Origin of the sequence: Flavobacterium sp. M31R6, assembly GCF_013284035.1 — a bacterium.
Lineage (GTDB): Bacteria > Bacteroidota > Bacteroidia > Flavobacteriales > Flavobacteriaceae > Flavobacterium.
The window spans coordinates 4,154,852-4,175,065 of record NZ_CP054141.1; the positions used below are offsets into that span (position 1 = coordinate 4,154,852).

The window sequence follows — 20,214 nt, forward strand, 5'->3', positions numbered from 1 at the left end:
AAACTAAAAACAACACAAATGACTCACCATCAAATAATTAAAAACAATAATCACTTTTTTTATACCTTAATCTGTTTGGCGTGACTATACTTTGTATAAAAAATAATCATTTTATTTTCTTTTCGACCTTAAGAATACATCCTAAAGACTCCAAGACGAGTACATAATGATTCTGTTTTACTTCTTGAACTATGGCCGATTGTGCTACAAATGGCCCTGATTCCAATACTATTTTATCCCCTTTTTGCCATTTGTCTACCATGACTTCAAAAGTTTCCGGTACATTCAACCAATCTTGTATCGCTTGAATCTCATTTTCCTTTACAATGGCAGGTTTTCCTAACCAAAATAAATAACGAATCGCACCAGGAATCTCAAAAATAACATTTCGTTCCTTTTCATTGACTTGAACAAAAATATAGGAATTAAACAACGGAACTTCTATTTTCTTTTTGCGATCCGACCATTGTCTAACTTTAGTGATGAAAGGACAATAGGCTGTAATCCCTATTTCAGTCAACCGTTCCGCAACTTTCTTTTCCCACTTGGGTTTGGTGTAAACTACGTACCAGTTCATTTTTTTTTCTCTTATTAATTCCTTTATATACGTAATTCAATCTCTTTTAAAAATCCACATCCATACAAGACACACCCCCCAACCCCTCTCGAGAGGGGAGTTACCCCCCGTAATCGTTAAATATTTTTCTTTTCAAAACAAAATTTTAAAAAAATACAATGTTTTTTTTTGATACTGAATTTCTTATTAGCACTCACAACTCATAACTCATAACCCACAACTCACTTGTCACCTCGAGCGCAGTCGAGAGGTACTTCTAACTATTCACTTCTTACCATTCACTATTCACAAAATCCTACGAATACTGCTTCTCATAATAAGAAGCATAAGCCCCAGAAGTCACATTATTCAACCAATCTTGGTTATTCAAATACCAATCAATGGTAATTTCCAATCCTTGCTCAAAAGTAACCGATGGTTTCCAGCCCAACTGGGTGTTAATTTTGGATGCATCAATGGCATAACGCAAATCATGACCTGGTCTGTCTTTCACGTAAGTGATCAATTGAGCCGACTCACCTGTAGTTCTCCCCAACTTTTGATCCATAATTTGGCACAATACTTTAACCAAATCAATGTTTTTCCATTCATTAAAACCTCCAATATTGTAAGTTTCATGATTTTTACCGTCGTGAAAAACCAAATCGATAGCCACGGCATGGTCTTTTACAAACAACCAATCTCTAGTATAATTCCCATCTCCATAAACGGGTAATGGCTTATTGTTGATGATATTATTGATAAACAAGGGAATCAATTTTTCAGGAAAATGAAAAGGTCCGTAATTATTGGAACAATTAGTAATTACATACGGCAATCCGTATGTTTCCCCATAAGCTCTCACAAAGTGATCTGAACTCGCTTTGGAGGCCGAATAAGGTGAATTAGGATCATAAGCAGTAGTTTCTGTAAATAACCCTTCAGCGCCTAGCGAACCATAAACCTCATCGGTACTCACATGATAAAAACGCTTGCCTTCAAAGTTCCCCAACCATTGCTTTTTGGCCGCATTCAATAAATTCATCGTTCCAATCACATTGGTTTTCACAAAAGCCAAAGGATCTTCAATAGAGCGATCCACATGCGATTCGGCAGCGAGATGAATCACTCCGTCAAACTGTTGATTTTGAAACAATGTATCGATAAAGCTTTCATTGGTAATATCTCCTTTTACAAAAGTATAATTCGGTTCATTCTCAATATCCTTGATATTTTCCAAATTCCCGGCATACGTCAAGGCATCCAAATTAAATATTTGATAGTTTGGATAATTTTGCACAAATCGTCTTACGACATGTGAACCAATAAACCCCGCTCCTCCTGTAATAAGTATCTTTTTCATTTTTTTATATTTTCTGTTTTTCTGCTCTCTGTATTCTGCTTTCTGAATTCTGCCAACTGTTATCTTTATTCCATTTTCTTTTCAAATTGACATTGCCATTGTTTTTTCCGACTTTTTTAAACTCACTACTCACAACCCACTTCTCACCACTCAAAACCCTACAACCTCCCATCAACCCCATCCGTCAAAATACCTTTAACATCATAAAGCACGCTACATTTTTCCCTCAACAAATTAATGTCCAAATTCAAAAACGCTGTATGGGCAACACCCAAAACTATTGCATCAAAACTAGTCTTTGCAACATCATTTACCATTGTTAAACCATATTCGTGTTGCACCTCAGCAGGATTGGCCCAAGGATCAAAAATAGTCACTTGAATTCCATAATCTTCTAATGCCTTTATCACATCAACAATCTTCGTATTCCGAACATCAGGGCAATTTTCTTTGAAAGTAATTCCCAGCATTAACAAACGAGCACCATTGATAGTCACTCCTTTTTTAATCATTAGCTTCACTACTTGCGAAGCCACATATTCGCCCATACTATCATTCAAACGACGTCCAGCCAAAATTATTTCCGGATGATACCCTTTTTCTTGAGCTTTTTGGGCTAAATAATAGGGATCAACTCCTATGCAATGTCCACCAACCAAACCCGGCTTAAATGGCAAAAAATTCCATTTGGTACCCGCCGCTTTAAGTACAGCAGCAGTATCAATGTCTAAAAGATTAAAAATTTTGGCTAATTCATTGACAAAAGCAATATTGATATCTCTTTGGGAATTTTCGATTACCTTGGCTGCCTCAGCCACTTTTATGGAAGGCGCGAGATGTGTTCCCGCTTTGATAACCGATTGATACAATTCATTTACTTTTTGCCCAATCTTAGGTGTGGATCCTGAAGTTATCTTTAAAATTTTCTCTACTGTGTGTTCCTTATCACCTGGATTAATTCGTTCTGGAGAATAGCCCGCAAAAAAATCGACATTGAATTGCAATCCCGAAACTTTTTCTAAAACGGGTACACATTCCTCCTCGGTAACACCTGGATAAACGGTCGACTCATAAATAACGATATCTCCTTTTTTCAAAACAGACCCTACTGTTTCGCTGGACTTGTATAATGGGATTAAATCGGGTCGATTATTTTTGTCTACTGGAGTAGGAACTGTAACAATATAATAATTACAATTGGCGATGTCGGCTATTTGTGAAGAACAATACAATCCTTTTTCATTGCTTGGTTTTGAAATCAAAACTTTTTGCAAAGTTTCATCATCAACTTCAAGCGTACTGTCGGTTCCCGACTGTAACGCCTCAACTCTTGATGTATTAATATCAAAACCTACAACTGAAAATTGGGTAGCAAATAATCGAGCCAAAGGCAAACCAACATAACCCAAACCTATTACTGCAATTTTTATGTCTTTATTCAATTTCTTAAACTATTGTTGGTTTTAAAAGTCCTATTCATTAAAACAGAGTGATTAGAAATATGTTTCCATAAATGCTACACAACTTTCCTCCGAATTAAGCTCACAAAGGTACAAAAAATAAGAATCCGTTTGAATCAAAAATAAGCCCCATACAATGCAAAAAAAAGATTTTTATAAACTAAAATTGTAAACAACTAATAGTCAATAAAAATCTTTTTTCAACAATAGCAAATTAAAGCTAAAAATCACTGTTTTTGGTGATGTCCAATACTATAAAAAAAGAAAATTCTATACATCTTTTTAGTATACTTTAAGAACATTAAGAACCTATTGCCTGATACACAAAACCAATACTTTCCAATTCCGATTTATTCAATATATTTCTTCCATCAAAAATAAAAGCGGGTTTTTGCATCCCATCATATATCTTTTGCCAATCATAAGTTACAAATTCATCCCACTCCGTAAGTACTGCGATAGCATGTGCTTTTTCACAAGATAAATAGGGATCATCAAAAGTAAATATGCTTTTTGCATTCTCCACTGCCGTTCTTGTTTCTAAATAATCCAAGTCTGAAAGTATCTTTTTACGAGACACTTTGGGGTCATAAACCGCAATTTTGGCCTGTTCGTTAATCAAATCATCAGCCACATATATTGCCGCAGATTCTCTGGTGTCATTGGTGTCTTTCTTGAAAGCCCAACCCAAAAAAGCAATCTTTTTATCGGCAACAGTATTGTATAATGTTTGCACGATGTTATTCGAGAAACGACGTTTTTGATGGTCGTTCATAATAATTACTTGTTCCCAATAATCGGCTACTTCATTCAGTCCATAAGATTTTGCAATATATACCAAATTCAATATGTCTTTTTGAAAACATGAACCACCAAATCCCACTGAAGCTTTCAGAAATTTAGGTCCTATACGACTATCCATTCCTATGGCTTTAGCAACTTCATTGACATCGGCTCCTGTTTTTTCACAAAGCTCAGACATAGCATTGATAGATGAAATCCTTTGTGCCAAAAAAGCATTAGCTGTCAATTTGGATAACTCGGAGGACCAAACATTGGTAGTCAATATTTTTTCTGGGCTTACCCAATTAGAATACACATCAACCAAAGCTTGAATTGCTTTTTGTCCCTCTTCTGTAGTATCTCCCCCTATTAAAATACGGTCTGGATTTAATAAATCCTGAACTGCAGTACCTTCGGCCAAAAATTCTGGATTTGACAGAATCTGAAACTGCACTCCATTTCCGGTAGTGTCAAGAATGCTTTTAATAGCCTCGGCAGTACGAACTGGTAAAGTAGATTTTTCCACAACTATTTTATTGCTTTTGGCAACTCTGGCAATCTGTCTGGCACACAATTCAATATATTTCAAATCAGCAGCCATACCTTTTCCTTTCCCGTAGGTTTTTGTAGGCGTATTTACCGATATAAAAATAATTTGAGCTTCGTTTATTGCCTTATCCACTTCGGTGGAAAAAAATAAGTTTCTCCCTCTGGCTTCAGCAACAATAGCATCCAATCCAGGCTCATAAATTGGAATATTATCCGTATTCTCATCATTCCATGCCGCAATTCTTTCTGTATTCAGATCTACAACTGTAACTTGAATGTGAGGGCATTTTTGCGCTATAACGGCCATGGTTGGTCCTCCAACATATCCTGCCCCGATGCAACAAATTTTTGTAATTTTCATATTGTTGTTCTATTTCTCAATTCTTTATTCTTTATTCTGCGTTCTGCGTTCTGAAATCCGCTACCTAATTATCTGCTAAGATTCTCCCAATACCAGCCTACAGCTTCCTTCAGTCCTTCTTGCAAGGAAAATTTCGGATTATATCCTAAAATTACTTTAGCTTTATCTATACTGGCTAATGAATGGGGAATATCACCCTCCCTAGTTGGGTCATATTCAATTGCTACATCAGCAATCTTTGGATCATACTCTGCCAAAAAAGTTTTCAAATAACCTACCAAATCATTCAAGGTATTACGATCGCCAAAAGCGGTATTATAAACAGTATTTACAGCTTCTGGCTTTTTTGTAGTCATTGCTAACTCATTCATCTGAATTACATTATCGATATAGGTGAAATCTCGCGAATAATTCCCATCACCATTTATTTTTGGACTTTCGTGCTGCATTAATTGCAAAACAAACTTTGGAATGACTGCTGCGTAAGCACCATTAGGATCCTGCTTTCTCCCAAAAACATTAAAATAACGCAACCCAATAGTTTCCAATCCATAGGTTCTGCTAAAAATTTCGGCATACAACTCATTTACATATTTTGTAATGGCATATGGAGAAAGTGGCTTCCCAATTACATCTTCTACTTTTGGCAACCCCACAGAATCCCCATAAGTTGAAGAACTGGCCGCATACACAAAACGTTTAACATTTGCGTCTCTTGCCGCTACTAACATATTCAGAAAACCAGAAACATTCACATCGTTTGTGGTAATTGGGTCATTTATCGATCTAGGTACAGAACCCAATGCAGCTTGATGCAATACATAATCAACACCTTTTACCGCTTGTTGACATGTTTCTAAATTTCGTATATCGCCTTCAATCAAACTAAAATTACCATTGTTTACGAAATCCTTTAAATTATGACGATGACCCGTAGCAAAATTATCCAAACAAACTACTTTGTATTTTTTGGATAAAAAATACTCACATAAATTAGATCCAATAAATCCAGCTCCTCCCGTAATTAGAACTTTTTCCATGTTATTTCCAGTCATTTTAATTCATTTTAAAATGAACATTATCGTTATTTTTTTCTTACAATTCTATCAATGATGCTTTTTTTCTTTTCATTCTCATGATAACCATTTGAATAATTGCCGTTTCCATAACCATAACCGTATCCATAACCTCCTCCATACTTGGCTTTGTTTTCAAAACCATTCAAAATAATGCTCGTATTATGAAGTTCTCCTCGATTTACCCTATTATTCAGTAAGGTTATCATTTCCTTTTTAGTGAAATTTTGCCTTACAATGTATAAAGTAACATCACAATATTGCGCCAACTCAAGAGAATCGGCAACCAAACCAACTGGTGGTGTGTCCAAAATAATATAATCGTATTGAGTTTTTAGCTCTTCTATCAATTCTTTCATTCCGTCACTCATAATCAACTCAGATGGATTAGGAGGTATAGGTCCTGAAAATATTACATCTAAAAAAGGAACTGAAGTATGATTTACGATCTCATCCAAACTTTTCTGTTTAATCAAATAATTGACAACTCCCGATGTATTGTTCAAATTAAATTCTTCAAACAGCTTTGGTTTTCTTAAATCCAAACCAACGATCACTGTCTTTTTTTCGCTTAAAGCAAAAACCGTAGCAATGTTTATGGAACAAAAAGTTTTTCCTTCACCGCTCACCGAAGATGTTATCATTAATGTTTTTGCTCCAGCAACATTACTCTTCTTGTACAAAAACTGAAGAGAAGAACGAATGGCTCTAAAGGACTCTGACAAGGCTGATTTTGGCTTTTCGAATACGGCCAAATCATTATTATCCTTATTTATTCCAACTATACCAATCAACGGAATACTAGTTAGTTTACTAATATCATCCGGATTTTGAATGGTATTATTGATAAAGAAAATAACAACGATAACCAACAAAGGCAGTAAAAACCCTAAAAATAAAGCCAACACGTAATTCACCCCTGTCTTAGGCCCTATAAGACCTCCTCCAATATCTTTAGCTGAATCAATAAAATGAATGTCCGACAGATTAGCTGCTTTTACAATATCAGCTTCACTCCTTTTTTGGAGAAAAGTGCTGTAGATATTATCATTTAAGTCATATTTTCTTTTGATTTTTATCAATTCTTGCTGGTCATCCGGGAGACGCTTTATTTTACTTTCTGCTTGATTGATTTTGCTCTCTACTAGTGCCAAATCATATTCCACAGAAGTTTTTGCAGTAGTGATATTTTCCAATAAAACGTTCTTGACCGCTTCCATTTGATTATCAAAATCCCTAAATATTTTTTCACTTTTTACAGCATAAGCCATTTCCGATCGCTGAGTAGAAAGAGCTATTAATTTAGACACATTAACAACAATATTGGGATCCTCAATTCCAGCCACAGAAGGCGCAGGTAATTTCGAATAATCAACACTATTTCTTAAATAAGACTTTAAAGAATTATAATAGGCAATTTTTCGGTTAATCGCATCTTTTTCAACATCAAAGTCAAGGATTTTATCTGAAAATTTAGTCGCCCCTCCTTCTTCAACATCATAAATATTTTTATCTTTTCTGAAAGTTTTCAACTCATCCCCCGTCTGTTTTAGCTGAGATTCCATTGCCACAAGCGTGCTATCAATAAAATTAATGGTGTTTGTTGCAAATTGATTTTTACTGTCTAGCTGTCTTTTAATCAGCATTTTTACAGTCGAATTCAGATAATCAACCATTCGGGCTTTATTAGTACCTTGCATTCCCAAAGTAATTATAGAACTTCCTTTGTCATCAGTTCTGACATTTATGCTTCTATAATTTGCAACTGTACCGTCAAAGTCATTGAATCTCACAAAGTATTCATTTCCCTTGTACAAACCGGGATTGTCATTTATTTGTAATGTCCAATTCAAAAAAGGCAAAGATACTTTTTGACCAACTTTGTATTTTTTTACAAATTCACCCTCTACAATTGATGTATTACTATAACTATTATCGGAATAATGAATTAGCGAAACAGATGTTCCTTCAAAGGGGATTCTTAATTCATATTCATTTTCAGTAATAAATTTAATTCCTATAAGATTCCCTACTACTTGGCCCTGCTTTTTATCAATATCAAGATGAAACGGAACAGCTCCATAAGCATCAACAAGATTGTATTCTCCTTGCACCAAATAATCAATATAGAATTGTAATTTATCAACCACCAACTCATTGTGTGAGCGGGATTGCAAAGTGGTCGAGATAGTCTGCATTTGATCTGAAGCACCTCCCCAATTAAAAACCAAGTTGGTACTGGATGTAAAAAGCGGATTGGTTTCTTCCTTAACCGAAATTAGGGTTTCAATTCCATAAATCTTCTCTTTACGTATATTAACCTGATACGCAATCATTAAAGCTATAATTACGGATAGCAAAAACCATTTCCAATAACTTAATATCTTTATTAAAAACCCCTTGAAATCAAAACTGGGCTGATTTTCAAAAACCGAAAAATCTTTAATATCTAACATATTGGAAAATTGATTTTATTTTTTAAGTAACAAATAAGTGGTACTAACTAAAGACAATAGAGTAATAAGGGTCGTCAAAGACTGAATTCCAGTACTGCCAGTTCCCCACGTTTTTTGTTTAAGCGGTTTTACATAAATATAATCGTTAGGCTGCAAAAAGTAATATGGCGAATTCATTACATTAATATTGGTTAAATCCAAATCCTTCATCTCGGTTCCATTGGGAGTTTGTCTAATAACCGTTACCGCTTTTCTATCCCCTGTTGTGGTTATATCCCCTGCATTGGCAATAGCCTCCATTATATTTACTTTTTCCTGAAACAAAGTTTTAGTACCTGTACTTCCTACTTCCCCATTAATGGTATATCGAAAACCGGCTAATTTAACTACCACAAAAATACTGGCATTATCTTTAAAATAGTCAGCCAATAATTGTTTTTCAATACTAACACGAACTTCTTCTAAAGTAAATCCCATAACATTCATCTCTCCCAATACAGGAATTCGAATATTTCCATGATCGTCTACAGTAAATCCATCAAAATACAAACCAGATTCCGATTGGGCTGTTTCAGAACCACTAACGGTTGGATTAAAAATAGTTACCAGTTTTGGATCCGAGGCTTTGATAGTGATACTTAATACATCATGGGTTTGTAAACGATACGGTTTTGACTCCACCATTACGACTGGTCCTTCATTGGAAGAATTATCTTTTTTTTGAAGATAAACCAAATCCTTTACTGGAATACAGGATGTAAATAACACACCTATAAATAAAAAAATAAGGAGTAAACGTTTGTTCATTCGTGTTGATTTAGTAACAAATATAGTTTTTCAATTAGTATTAAAAAAGCATCATGCTTAATAAACCACTTAATTGTTTTTTAATGATTTTTCAAAAGGTACCCTTTGCAGTATACTTCGCCCTAGAGTAACTTCATCTGCGTATTCTAATTCATCTCCGACAGCAATTCCTCTTGCTATTGTTGAAACTACTAGTGGCAAATCTGCTATCTGTTTGTAGATATAAAAATTGGTGGTATCTCCTTCCATTGTTGAGCTTAAAGCAAATATTATCTCTTTGACTTGACCTAGCTTGACTTTCTCTACCAACCTAGAAATGGTAAGCTGACTAGGCCCCACTCCATCAATAGGAGAAATTTTACCACCTAAAACATGGTAGATTCCTCTAAATTGTCCCGTATTTTCGATTGCCATCACATCTCGAATATCCTCAACAACACAAATAATCTGATGGTTCCTACTAGGATTCGCACAAATTTCACAAACTTCACTATCTGATATATTATGGCAGCTATTGCAATATTTGATTTCCTCACGCATTGTAACTAATGCTTGAGCTAAAAAAGCAGCCTGTTCTTTGGGTTGCTTTAAAATATGCAAAACCAATCTCAAGGCGGTTCTTTTGCCAATTCCTGGCAATTGAGCCATTTCATTAACTGCTTTTTCTATTAGTTTTGAAGAAAATTCCATGGATACAAAAGTAAGCAATTTGACAAACTGCCATTTAGAAAATTGAATCTATTTTAAAAGTCAATATATCCGTTTTGAAATAAACAAAGACATCTCTTTTTTTGCACTAAGCAAATGCCAAATATTTCCAAAAAATCAAATTCTTTCAATTAAGATTATTGATTGTTATGGTTTATCCCAGATGGAAGCGGCATCCCACGCTTTTTTGCGTGGATATAGCGTACAGCTGGACACGAGCAAAGCGAACTGACGAAGTAAATAGATCCTTAAAAAATTAATATTTATTTAATGTCAGCAAAACCAATGTACAGGCAGCTTCATATTTTATATTATTCAATTCCAACAATTGATAAAACTCTTGGTTTTCGGTTCCTGGGTTAAATAAAACACGTTTGGGCTTGGCATCGACAATGTAATTATAATAATCCCTTTGACGAGTTGGATTTAGGTATAACGAAATGGTATCAATATTTTTAACGGGAATCGCTTTGGTATTTATTTTAATTCCAGCCACTTCTCCACCGTTTTGTCCTAATGCAAGAACTGAATGTCCTTTGGCAACCAACATTTCAACAGCTTTGAATGCAGCCCTTTCTGGTTTTGTTGTAGCTCCAAGAACTAAGGTTTTTTTATTTTTTATCATTTTAATTCAATATAAGGTGCAAAAGTAATCAAAAAGGATTAAGCACTAACTAAATAGTTGTCATAAACCTAGAAATAGCCATCAAACATTACACCTTTTAACTAATTCCGTAATTGATTCCGGCATTTAATGAAATAAACAATTACATAACTCTTGTTTAAAGTTATTTATACATAAATTCGTAATTTTACAATCAAAAACCAAAACTGGATGGATTTATTTATTTACTTATTTGTTGCTTTATTTTCTGTTTTAAATCCCATAGGAACCGTTCCAATCTTTGTAGGTCTAACTCAAGGCGACTCCAAACAAGAATGTTCAAGAATTTCATTATGGACTTCCATAAATGTATTTTTAATCCTTATTATTTCGTTTTTTATTGGAAAGTATGTTTTGAGTTTTTTTGGCATTAGTATTGATTCCCTTCGAATTGCTGGCGGTTTAATCATTGTAAGTTCTGGCTTTTCCTTACTTTCAGGAAAGTTCAACAAAAAGCGAGGGATCAATAAAAAAATAGAAACCGACGCTCAAAAACGAAATGACATTGCTTTGACACCATTAGCTATCCCAATGCTTGCCGGCCCAGGTTCTATTTCCCTTTTAATTGCATTTTACCAAGAACATAATTCCACTAATGAACTTATAATTGCCTCACTAGCCATATTGGCAATTGCGATTGCAATTTTTATTATTCTGAGAAGTGCACATTATCTGGCCCAAATACTTGGCGCCTCTGGGATAGTAGCAATTTCAAGAATTGTAGGCTTTATAGTTATTGCAATTGGCATTCAATACATTGTAAGTGCCCTTATCAATATCATCAAAAGTAATTTGATGTAATCCTAAAATTAGCAATAAAAAAATCCAAATTCCAATCGTTGTCAGCAATTGGAATTTGGATTTTTTTATTTTAAACTTTTATATTTTATTCTCTCGGTAGGAAAATTTCTGCCATCATACAGCGGGCACTTCCACCGCCACAAGCTTCGATAGTATCTAAACTTGAACTCAAAATAGTTACATGCTCTTCTAATTGAGCAATTTGTTTTTTTGTCAAACTTTGATGGGCTGAAGTACTCATTACCAAATACCTTCTATCATCGGCCCCTTTTACTTCAAGCATGTTTCCTGCAAAGTTATTCACTTGCTCTTCGGTAATCAAAATAATTTCTTTTTCGTCACCTTTAAGGCTTTCAAGAACCATTTTTCGCTCTTTTTTATCGTCGATACAATCCGCACAAATAACGGCAAAAGTCTCTCCAATACACATCATTACATTGGTATGATAAATTAGCTTTCGTTCGTTATTAACAGTATGAAAGGCTTCAAAAATTACAGGTGTAAATTCAAAATCTTCACAAAACTCAATAAACAGCTCTTCATCAGCTCTTGGAGAAAGCGCACAATAAGCCTTTCCATTCTCCCTGTCCAATAATAAACTTCCTGTACCTTCCAAGAAAAAACCATCTTCTTCGGCAGAAGTATAATCCATAATGTTATCGATTATAAATCCTTTTTCTTCCAGAGTATCCAAAATATCTTCACGACGTTCCAGACGACGATTCTCTGCAAACATAGGATATAACGCCACATCCCCGTTCTCATGAAAAGAAATCCAATTGTTTGGAAAAATACTGTCTGGCGTATCTGAATTTTCTTTGTCATCAACCACCGTTACATCGACCCCAACCGAGCGAAGCTTCTCAACAAAAACATCAAATTCCTGTTGCGCTTTTGCATTTACAGTTGCGGGCAAAAGACCATCTAAAACTTTTTGATAATAATTATTCACTGCTGTTTGCTCATTCATACGGAATGCAACTGGCCGAATCATCAAAATGGAGTTTGTTGTTTGTTTCATATGTTGATATTTATTGTTTTTTTTATGGTCATATGTAATTCGCATATCATCATTAGCACTAGCGACCAATAATCAATTATGCTCATTTCATATTTTTATGGTATTATCATTAAAAAAATCTATTGCCTAAAGTTAAACAATAAAACCCAAAACGAATCGCTAATCTCTTATTAATGGCAAAGTAGAACATCGCAATAATCCCTCTTGCTTTGCAATTTCTGCATAAGGAATTTCTTCTACTGTAAACCCATTAGCTCTAAGCCAATTATTTAATCTTGTAAAATTCTTTTCAGAAACAACAACATTTGTGTCTATCGAAAATACATTGGAATTCATATTATACATTTCATCACGTGTAATATGAAACAAGTTTTCTTTTCCAAAAAGATTTACTAGAAACATATAATCTGCTTCTTCCCTAAATCCTCTTTTGTATATAATCCCTTTGTCTTTTCCCACTGGCTGAAAGCAACAATCAAGATGCAAAGCATTATCGCGAGCTTCAATTCTTGATTTAACCAAATCAAAATCTTTTACAATCTTATTTGGAAATAACTCTTTTATAAAATTTACTCCTTGCCAATTAGTCCTAGCGGTTACATAACTTGAATAATCACTTCCTTTATAGGTCCCAACAAAAATATAATCATTCCAGAGCATTACATCTCCTCCCTCAATATGAACTTCTTCGGGAGGACGAACAACTTTTGCAGGATTCATTTGATCAATTACATATTGAATAGCATCCAATTCTCGTTCGCGATCTGGTAAAATATTTGATTTGACAAAAGTATCATCTATTACAAAACCAATATCTCTAGCAAATATCTGATTGTAATTTTCGATCATTTCTGGACGCAAAACAGTTACTCCGTATTTTTGGAATACTGAATTAAAAGCTTCCATTTCAACAACCATATCAGCCTCTATTGGGTAGGTATTGGCTAAAATATGCTCTAAAGATTTAGGATCATAAGCTTCTTCCGCCTTTGGCGTAGGGCCATTGTTAACAGCAGAACCTAACACCACTAGCCTCAATTTTGAGGTCTCATTTTTTATGTTTAATTCTAGCATTTTTATAACTTTTGCCAAAGATAAAAAAAAAAGCTCCACCGTAAAGTGAAGCTCTAATAATCTATTTAAGATTTATGATTTAACATATTCTCTCAAAGGATACCCAGTATATATCTGCCTTGGTCTTCCTATTGGTTCTTTGTTTTCTCTCATTTCTTTCCATTGAGCAATCCAACCTGGCAATCTACCAATTGCAAATAATACAGTAAACATATCTGTTGGAATTCCTAAAGCTCTGTAAATAATACCTGAATAAAAATCAACGTTAGGATACAAATTTCTTGATTTAAAATACTCGTCTTCTAATGCCGAAACTTCCAGTTTTTTAGCAATTTCAAGAATAGGATCATTTACTCCCAAAGTCGCAAGCACTTCATCAGCAGCTTTCTTGATTATTTTTGCTCTTGGATCAAAGTTTTTATAAACTCTATGTCCAAAGCCCATCAATCTAAAAGGATCGTTTTTATCTTTGGCTTTCGCTAAATATTTCTCTGCGTCTCCCCCTGTAGCATGAATTTCTTCCAACATTTCTAGAACCGCTTGGTTTGCACCACCGTGTAATGGCCCCCATAAAGCAGAGACTCCTGCAGATATTGAAGCAAAAAGACCAGCATGTGATGAACCTACCATTCTCACTGTTGAAGTAGAGCAGTTTTGTTCATGATCTGCATGAAGAATAAATAATTTATCTAATGCATCAATAACAATTGGATCTGCAGTATATGGCCCAGTAGGCAATTTAAACATCAAATTCATAAAATTCTCAACATACCCAATTGTATTATCATAATAATTCAATGGATATCCCATACTTTTTCTATAAGTCCAAGTAGCAATAACTAAAAATTTAGCAATAGTTTTACAAACTGCATCATACATATCTTTTTCATTATCCGCATCTACTGACTTTGGATTAAAAGCAGTCAAAGCACTTGTCAAAGCAGATAACACTCCCATAGGGTGAGCCGTTCTTGGAAAACCGTCCAAAATAATCTTCATTTCTTCACTCACTAAAGTGAATTTTCGAATGTCATTTTCAAATTGCTCCAATCTTTCAGTAGAAGGCAATTCACCAAATATTATTAAATATGAAACTTCTAAAAAATGAGATTTCTCGGCTAATTCTTCAATTGAATACCCTCTATAACGTAAAATTCCAAGTTCACCATCCAAAAAGGTAATTTCACTTTTACAAGAACCAGAATTTTTATACCCTGGATCAAGGGTAATTACGCCAGACATATCTCGTAATTTACTAATATCAACAGCAGCTTCATTTTCACTTCCTACAATTACAGGAAGCTCAAATTTATTGCCGTCAATTTCTAATATTGCTATTTTTGACATATTTTTTTATGAAATAAAATTTAATTTATAATTTACCAAATCTAAGGAATTCCACATTAAATTAAAAACTAATTGAACATTGAATTTGTTAAAAATTCAATAAAAAAGCCATTCATCATAGACGAATGGCTCAATTACTATAATTTCATTACAATTACTTTATTTTGAATGCCTTTTTCCCAGGAAAATATGCAGAATTCCCTAATTCCTCTTCAATTCTTAATAGTTGATTGTATTTTGCCATACGATCAGAACGTGAAGCAGATCCAGTTTTAATTTGACCACAGTTTAATGCAACTGCCAAATCAGCAATAGTATAATCTTCTGTTTCTCCGGAACGGTGAGACATAACTGAAGTATAACCTGCATTTTTGGCCATATTAACTGCTGCAATTGTTTCACTCAAAGTACCAATTTGATTTACTTTTATCAAAATAGAATTAGCAATTCCTTTTTCGATACCAGTTGACAAACGGTCAACATTAGTTACAAACAAATCATCTCCAACTAATTGAACTTTATCACCAATTTTTTCGGTTAATAATTTCCATCCTTCCCAGTCATTTTCATCCATTCCATCTTCAATAGATATAATTGGATATTTTGCAGCTAATTCAGCTAAATAATCTACTTGTTCAGCAGATGTTCTGATTTTACCTGTAGGACCTTCAAATTTAGAATAGTCATACTTACCATCTTTGTAAAATTCAGATGAAGCACAATCCAAAGCAACCATAATATCTTCTCCGAAAGTATAACCAGCAGCCTCAACCGCTTTTTTGATTGTATCTAAAGCATCTTCCGTACCACCAGCTAATGTTGGGGCAAAACCTCCTTCATCACCAACAGCCGTAGAAAGACCTCTGTCATGCAATACTTTTTTAAGGTTGTGGAAAATTTCTGTTCCCATTTGTAAAGCTTGAGCAAAAGAAGTAGCCTTAACTGGCATAATCATAAATTCTTGGAAAGCGATAGGCGCATCAGAATGAGAACCACCATTGATAATATTCATCATTGGCAAAGGCAAAGTATTTGCAGAAACACCACCAACATATCTGTATAAAGGCAATCCTAGCTCTTCAGCTGCAGCTTTAGCAACCGCCAAAGAAACTCCTAAAATAGCATTTGCTCCTAAGTTTGATTTAGTTGGAGTACCATCTAAATCAATCATCATTTGATCTATAAGATTTTGTTCAAAAATAGAAGTCCCAACTAATTCTTCAGCAATTTTAGTATTTACATTTTCAACCGCTTTCAAAACTCCTTTTCCTAAGAAGGCTTTACCTCCATCACGTAACTCATGTGCTTCATGCGCTCCTGTAGATGCTCCAGAAGGAACAGCAGCTCTTCCCAATACTCCATTCTCAGTAATTACATCAACTTCTACTGTAGGATTCCCTCTTGAATCAAAAATTTGTCTTGCGTGAATTTTAATAATAATACTCATTATTCTTATTTTTTATGTTATTAATTTGTATTTTACTCAAAATTAAGTAAAAAAAATCATAAGTCTTTATTCCAAAAACGTTAATATACTTTTATTTATTAACGATAACGTTTTAGTCTTATACAGATTTGATATTTTCAATAAACTGGTCAAAAAGATAAGAAGAATCGTGCGGTCCTGGACTTGCTTCTGGATGATATTGTACAGAGAAACAATTTTTGTTTTTCATTCTCATACCAGCTACAGTTCCATCATTCAAATGCAAATGTGTAATTTCTAAATCAGGATGATTATCTAGTTCTTCCTTATTTACGGCAAATCCATGATTTTGCGAAGTAATTTCACCTTTACCTGTTATTATGTTTTTTACCGGATGATTAATTCCTCTATGTCCGTTAAACATTTTGTATGTTGAAACACCATTTGCCAAGGCGATAACTTGATGCCCTAGACAAATACCAAATAAAGGTTTGTTATTTTGAATAATCTCTTTTGCTACTTGTATAGCACTATCCAAAGGATCTGGATCTCCAGGTCCGTTTGACAAGAAAAACCCATCCGGATTAAAAGAAGCTAATTCGGCGTAGCTCGCATTGTAAGGAAAAACCTTTATATAACAATCTCTTTTGGCTAAGTTGCGCAGGATGTTCTCTTTAATACCTAAATCCAAAGCTGCAATTTTATAAGTTGCATTTTCATCTCCATAAAAATATGGTTCTAGAGTAGAAACTTTAGAAGCTAATTCTAGACCTTTCATATCAGGAACTTCCGCTAATAATACTTTCAATTCTTCAATAGGAGTATCATCTGTACAGATGACAGCATTCATAGCTCCATTTTCACGTATGTAACTTACTAATGCACGGGTATCGACATCTGAGATACAAATCAAATTTTGTTTAATAAAATAATTTTCTAAACTCCCTGACGAATCAACTCTAGAATAATTAAAACTAAAATTTTTACAAACCAAACCAGCAATTTTTATACTACTAGATTCAACTTCTTTGTCATTTACCCCATAGTTTCCAATATGAGCATTTGTTGCAACCATTAATTGACCAAAATAGGAAGGATCTGTAAAAATCTCTTGATATCCAGTCATACCGGTATTAAAACAAACTTCCCCAAAAGTTTTTCCGCTTATTCCAATTGATTTACCGTGGAATATGGTTCCGTCACTTAATAAAAGAATAGCGCTTTTTCGTGTTGTATATTTCATGTGTAATTTAATATTGTGCAAATTTAAATTTTTAAAACAGTGGACGCAACGTTTTTTATGAATAATTAAGCCTATTTGAAACTCAATGTTAGAGAGTAACAAAATGATAGTAAAATGTTTAAAAATGACAAAATACTTTATCCAAAAAAACTAACATGCAAAGCACCTATTCGATTACTAATCAATAACTGCAGTCGCAATACTTGCTTATTTCTTTATAAAAAAATCAAAAAAAAAAGGATAAACTATAAATAGCTTATCCTTGATTATTATCGAATGATTATTTTCATAATTATTCAGCTGCGTCAGTTGTAGGTTCTGCTTCAGCAGCTGGAGCTTCAGTAGCCTCATCTGCTTTTTTAGCTTTTCCACCACGACGGCTTTTTGCTTTTTTAACTTCTTTTTTACCTCCGTTGTAAAGTTCATTAAAATCTACTAATTCGATCATTGCCATATCAGCATTATCTCCTAAACGATTTCCAACTTTAATGATACGAGTGTATCCTCCTGGACGATCTCCTACTTTCGCTGCAACATCTCTGAACAAGTCAGTTACTGCATATTTACTACGTAAGTAAGCAAAAACGATACGACGATTGTGAGTAGTATCAGATTTTGATTTTGTTATAAGCGGCTCAACGAATTGTTTAAGTGCTTTAGCTTTAGCAACAGTAGTGTTAATACGTTTGTGCTCGATAAGAGAACAAGCCATATTTGCCAACATAGAACTTCTATGTGCAGTCTGTCTGCTTAAGTGATTGAATTTTTTTCCGTGTCTCATTGCTTTATGAAATTTAACCCCGCAAGCGGGATTAGATTATTCTTTATCTAGTTTGTATTTTGCTAAATCCATACCGAAGGTTAAATTCTTTATTGCAACTAGTTCGTCTAGTTCAGTTAAAGATTTTTTACCGAAATTACGGAATTTCATTAGGTCATTTTTATTGAACGATACTAAATCACCAAGTGTATCAACTTCAGCCGCTTTCAAGCAATTTAATGCTCTAACAGAAAGATCCATATCAACAAGCTTAGTTTTAAGCAATTGTCTCATGTGTAATGACTCTTCATCATAAGATTCTGTTTGTGCAATTTCGTCAGCCTCTAGTGTAATTCTTTCATCAGAAAACAACATGAAATGGTGAATTAAAACTTTTGCAGCTTCAGTAAGAGCATCTTTAGGATTGATTGAACCATCAGTTTTAATTTCAAAAACCAATTTCTCATAATCTGTTTTTTGCTCTACACGGAAGTTTTCAATTGCATACTTCACATTTTTTACAGGAGTAAAAATTGAGTCAGTAAAAATAGTTCCTATTGCAGCATTCTGTTTTTTGTTCTCTTCAGCAGGAACATATCCTCTACCTTTTTCGATAGTTAAATCGAAATTCAGTTTAATTTTACTATCTAAATTACAGATAACAAGCTCTGGATTCAAAACTTGGAAACCTGAAATAAATTTTTGAAAATCACCAGCTGTTAATTGATCTTTACCTGAAACAGAAATAGTAACTGATTCATTATCTATATCTTCAATTTGACGTTTGAAACGTACTTGTTTAAGATTAAGAATAATTTCGGTAACGTCCTCAACAACTCCTGAAATAGTAGAAAACTCATGATCTACACCTTCTATACGAACAGATGTAATTGCATAACCTTCTAATGCTGAAAGCAAAACTCTTCTAAGTGCATTACCAACAGTCAATCCGTAACCAGGTTCTAAAGGTCTAAATTCAAATTTACCTTCAAAATCGGTTGAATCGATCATGATAACTTTATCGGGCTTCTGAAAATTAAATATTGCCATAAATTTCGACTAAGTCAATTATTATTTGTTGTACAACTCTACGATTAATTGTTCTTTAATGTTTTCTGGAATTTGAAGTCTAGCAGGAACGCTTACAAATGTACCTTGTTTAGTTTCATTATTCCAAGTAATCCACTCATAAACATGACTTGAATTAGATAAAGAACGTTCGATAGCCTCTAAAGATTTAGATTTTTCACGAACACCTACTACATCACCTGGTTTCAAGTGGTAAGAAGGAATGTTAACATTTTCTCCATTAACAGTAATGTGACGATGAGAAACGATTTGACGAGCACCTCTTCTAGAAGGAGCAATACCCATTCTAAAAACAACGTTGTCTAATCTAGCTTCGCATAATTGTAACAATACTTCACCAGTTACACCTTTGGTAGCTGATGCTTTTTCGAATAAATTTCTGAATTGTTTTTCTAAAATTCCATAAGAATATTTAGCTTTTTGCTTTTCCATTAACTGAACAGCATACTCAGATTTTTTTCCTCTTTTTTTTGCCATCCCGTGTTGTCCAGGAGGGTAATTTCTTTTTTCGAAAGCTTTATCGTCTCCGAAAATTGCCTCGCCAAATTTACGAGCGATTCTTGTACTAGGACCAGTATATCTTGCCATTTTAAATTGTTTAAGATTGAGATTATGAATTCAGGTCTTATCCTTCGATAATCTATTTTCAATCTAGGTTATACTATAATTA

Annotated in this window: 18 protein-coding genes; 1 reads left to right on the plus strand and 17 read right to left on the minus strand. The window is 34.0% G+C overall.

The genetic code is table 11. The annotated features are described in order from the left end of the window. Positions 1-106 precede the first annotated feature (106 nt). The 9 genes from HQN62_RS17410 to HQN62_RS17450 form a co-directional block, all read right to left on the minus strand. Complete coding sequence (locus tag HQN62_RS17410) at positions 107-577, minus strand: UpxY family transcription antiterminator (protein ID WP_173505309.1); 471 nt, start codon at positions 575-577, stop codon at positions 107-109. A gap of 295 nt (positions 578-872) precedes the next feature. Continuing rightward, the gene (gene rfbB, locus HQN62_RS17415) at positions 873-1,919 is read right to left on the minus strand and encodes a dTDP-glucose 4,6-dehydratase (RefSeq protein WP_173505310.1); all 1,047 of its coding nucleotides are present in this window, start codon (positions 1,917-1,919) and stop codon (positions 873-875) included. 158 nt (positions 1,920-2,077) lie between these two features. Then, complete coding sequence (locus HQN62_RS17420; protein WP_173505311.1) at positions 2,078-3,361, minus strand: nucleotide sugar dehydrogenase; 1,284 nt, start codon at positions 3,359-3,361, stop codon at positions 2,078-2,080. 319 nt (positions 3,362-3,680) lie between these two features. Then, on the minus strand, positions 3,681-5,072 hold the full coding sequence (locus HQN62_RS17425; RefSeq protein ID WP_173505312.1) for a UDP-glucose 6-dehydrogenase: 1,392 nt from the start codon (positions 5,070-5,072) through the stop codon (positions 3,681-3,683). Positions 5,073-5,140: 68 nt separating this feature from the next. Continuing rightward, complete coding sequence (locus HQN62_RS17430) at positions 5,141-6,127, minus strand: SDR family oxidoreductase (protein WP_254454452.1); 987 nt, start codon at positions 6,125-6,127, stop codon at positions 5,141-5,143. 29 nt (positions 6,128-6,156) lie between these two features. After that, positions 6,157-8,604 carry a polysaccharide biosynthesis tyrosine autokinase gene (locus HQN62_RS17435; RefSeq protein WP_173505313.1) on the minus strand — a complete coding sequence of 816 codons (2,448 nt, stop codon included), beginning with the start codon at positions 8,602-8,604 and terminating at the stop codon, positions 6,157-6,159. A 15-nt stretch (positions 8,605-8,619) separates the two neighbouring features. Then, on the minus strand, positions 8,620-9,411 hold the full coding sequence (locus HQN62_RS17440) for a polysaccharide biosynthesis/export family protein (protein WP_116797200.1): 792 nt from the start codon (positions 9,409-9,411) through the stop codon (positions 8,620-8,622). A 69-nt stretch (positions 9,412-9,480) separates the two neighbouring features. Next, on the minus strand, positions 9,481-10,101 hold the full coding sequence (gene recR, locus HQN62_RS17445) for a recombination mediator RecR (RefSeq protein ID WP_116797199.1): 621 nt from the start codon (positions 10,099-10,101) through the stop codon (positions 9,481-9,483). A gap of 274 nt (positions 10,102-10,375) precedes the next feature. After that, positions 10,376-10,741, minus strand: a complete 366-nt coding sequence (locus tag HQN62_RS17450; protein WP_173505597.1) for a CoA-binding protein — start codon at positions 10,739-10,741, stop codon at positions 10,376-10,378. 213 nt (positions 10,742-10,954) lie between these two features. Here HQN62_RS17450 and HQN62_RS17455 point away from each other — a divergent pair, with 213 nt between their 5' ends. Next, positions 10,955-11,584 (plus strand): MarC family NAAT transporter, encoded by a 630-nt coding sequence (locus tag HQN62_RS17455; protein WP_116797198.1) that lies wholly within the window; start codon positions 10,955-10,957, stop codon positions 11,582-11,584. 85 nt (positions 11,585-11,669) lie between these two features. On the opposite strand, the gene ctlX is transcribed toward HQN62_RS17455, so the two are convergent. The 8 genes from ctlX to rpsD form a co-directional block, all read right to left on the minus strand. Then, the gene (gene ctlX / locus HQN62_RS17460) at positions 11,670-12,605 is read right to left on the minus strand and encodes a citrulline utilization hydrolase CtlX (protein WP_116798464.1); all 936 of its coding nucleotides are present in this window, start codon (positions 12,603-12,605) and stop codon (positions 11,670-11,672) included. A 159-nt stretch (positions 12,606-12,764) separates the two neighbouring features. Next, positions 12,765-13,679 carry a dimethylarginine dimethylaminohydrolase family protein gene (locus HQN62_RS17465; protein ID WP_116797197.1) on the minus strand — a complete coding sequence of 305 codons (915 nt, stop codon included), beginning with the start codon at positions 13,677-13,679 and terminating at the stop codon, positions 12,765-12,767. A 72-nt stretch (positions 13,680-13,751) separates the two neighbouring features. Next, a complete protein-coding gene (locus tag HQN62_RS17470) occupies positions 13,752-15,026 on the minus strand; it encodes a citrate synthase (RefSeq protein ID WP_111411018.1) in 1,275 nt (424 codons plus the stop codon). Positions 15,027-15,180: 154 nt separating this feature from the next. Beyond that, positions 15,181-16,473 (minus strand): phosphopyruvate hydratase, encoded by a 1,293-nt coding sequence (gene eno / locus HQN62_RS17475; protein ID WP_173505314.1) that lies wholly within the window; start codon positions 16,471-16,473, stop codon positions 15,181-15,183. A 118-nt stretch (positions 16,474-16,591) separates the two neighbouring features. Further along, positions 16,592-17,695, minus strand: coding sequence for a glutamine-hydrolyzing carbamoyl-phosphate synthase small subunit (gene carA / locus HQN62_RS17480; protein WP_116797195.1), 1,104 nt, complete (start codon positions 17,693-17,695; stop codon positions 16,592-16,594). A gap of 292 nt (positions 17,696-17,987) precedes the next feature. After that, positions 17,988-18,476: a 50S ribosomal protein L17 gene (gene rplQ, locus HQN62_RS17485; RefSeq protein WP_100433336.1), complete on the minus strand. Its 489-nt coding sequence runs from the start codon at positions 18,474-18,476 to the stop codon at positions 17,988-17,990. A 36-nt stretch (positions 18,477-18,512) separates the two neighbouring features. Next, entirely contained in the window at positions 18,513-19,505 is a 993-nt protein-coding gene (locus HQN62_RS17490; protein ID WP_035637337.1) for a DNA-directed RNA polymerase subunit alpha, read from the minus strand. A 21-nt stretch (positions 19,506-19,526) separates the two neighbouring features. Then, positions 19,527-20,132, minus strand: a complete 606-nt coding sequence (gene rpsD / locus HQN62_RS17495) for a 30S ribosomal protein S4 (protein WP_111411022.1) — start codon at positions 20,130-20,132, stop codon at positions 19,527-19,529. Positions 20,133-20,214: the final 82 nt, after the last annotated feature.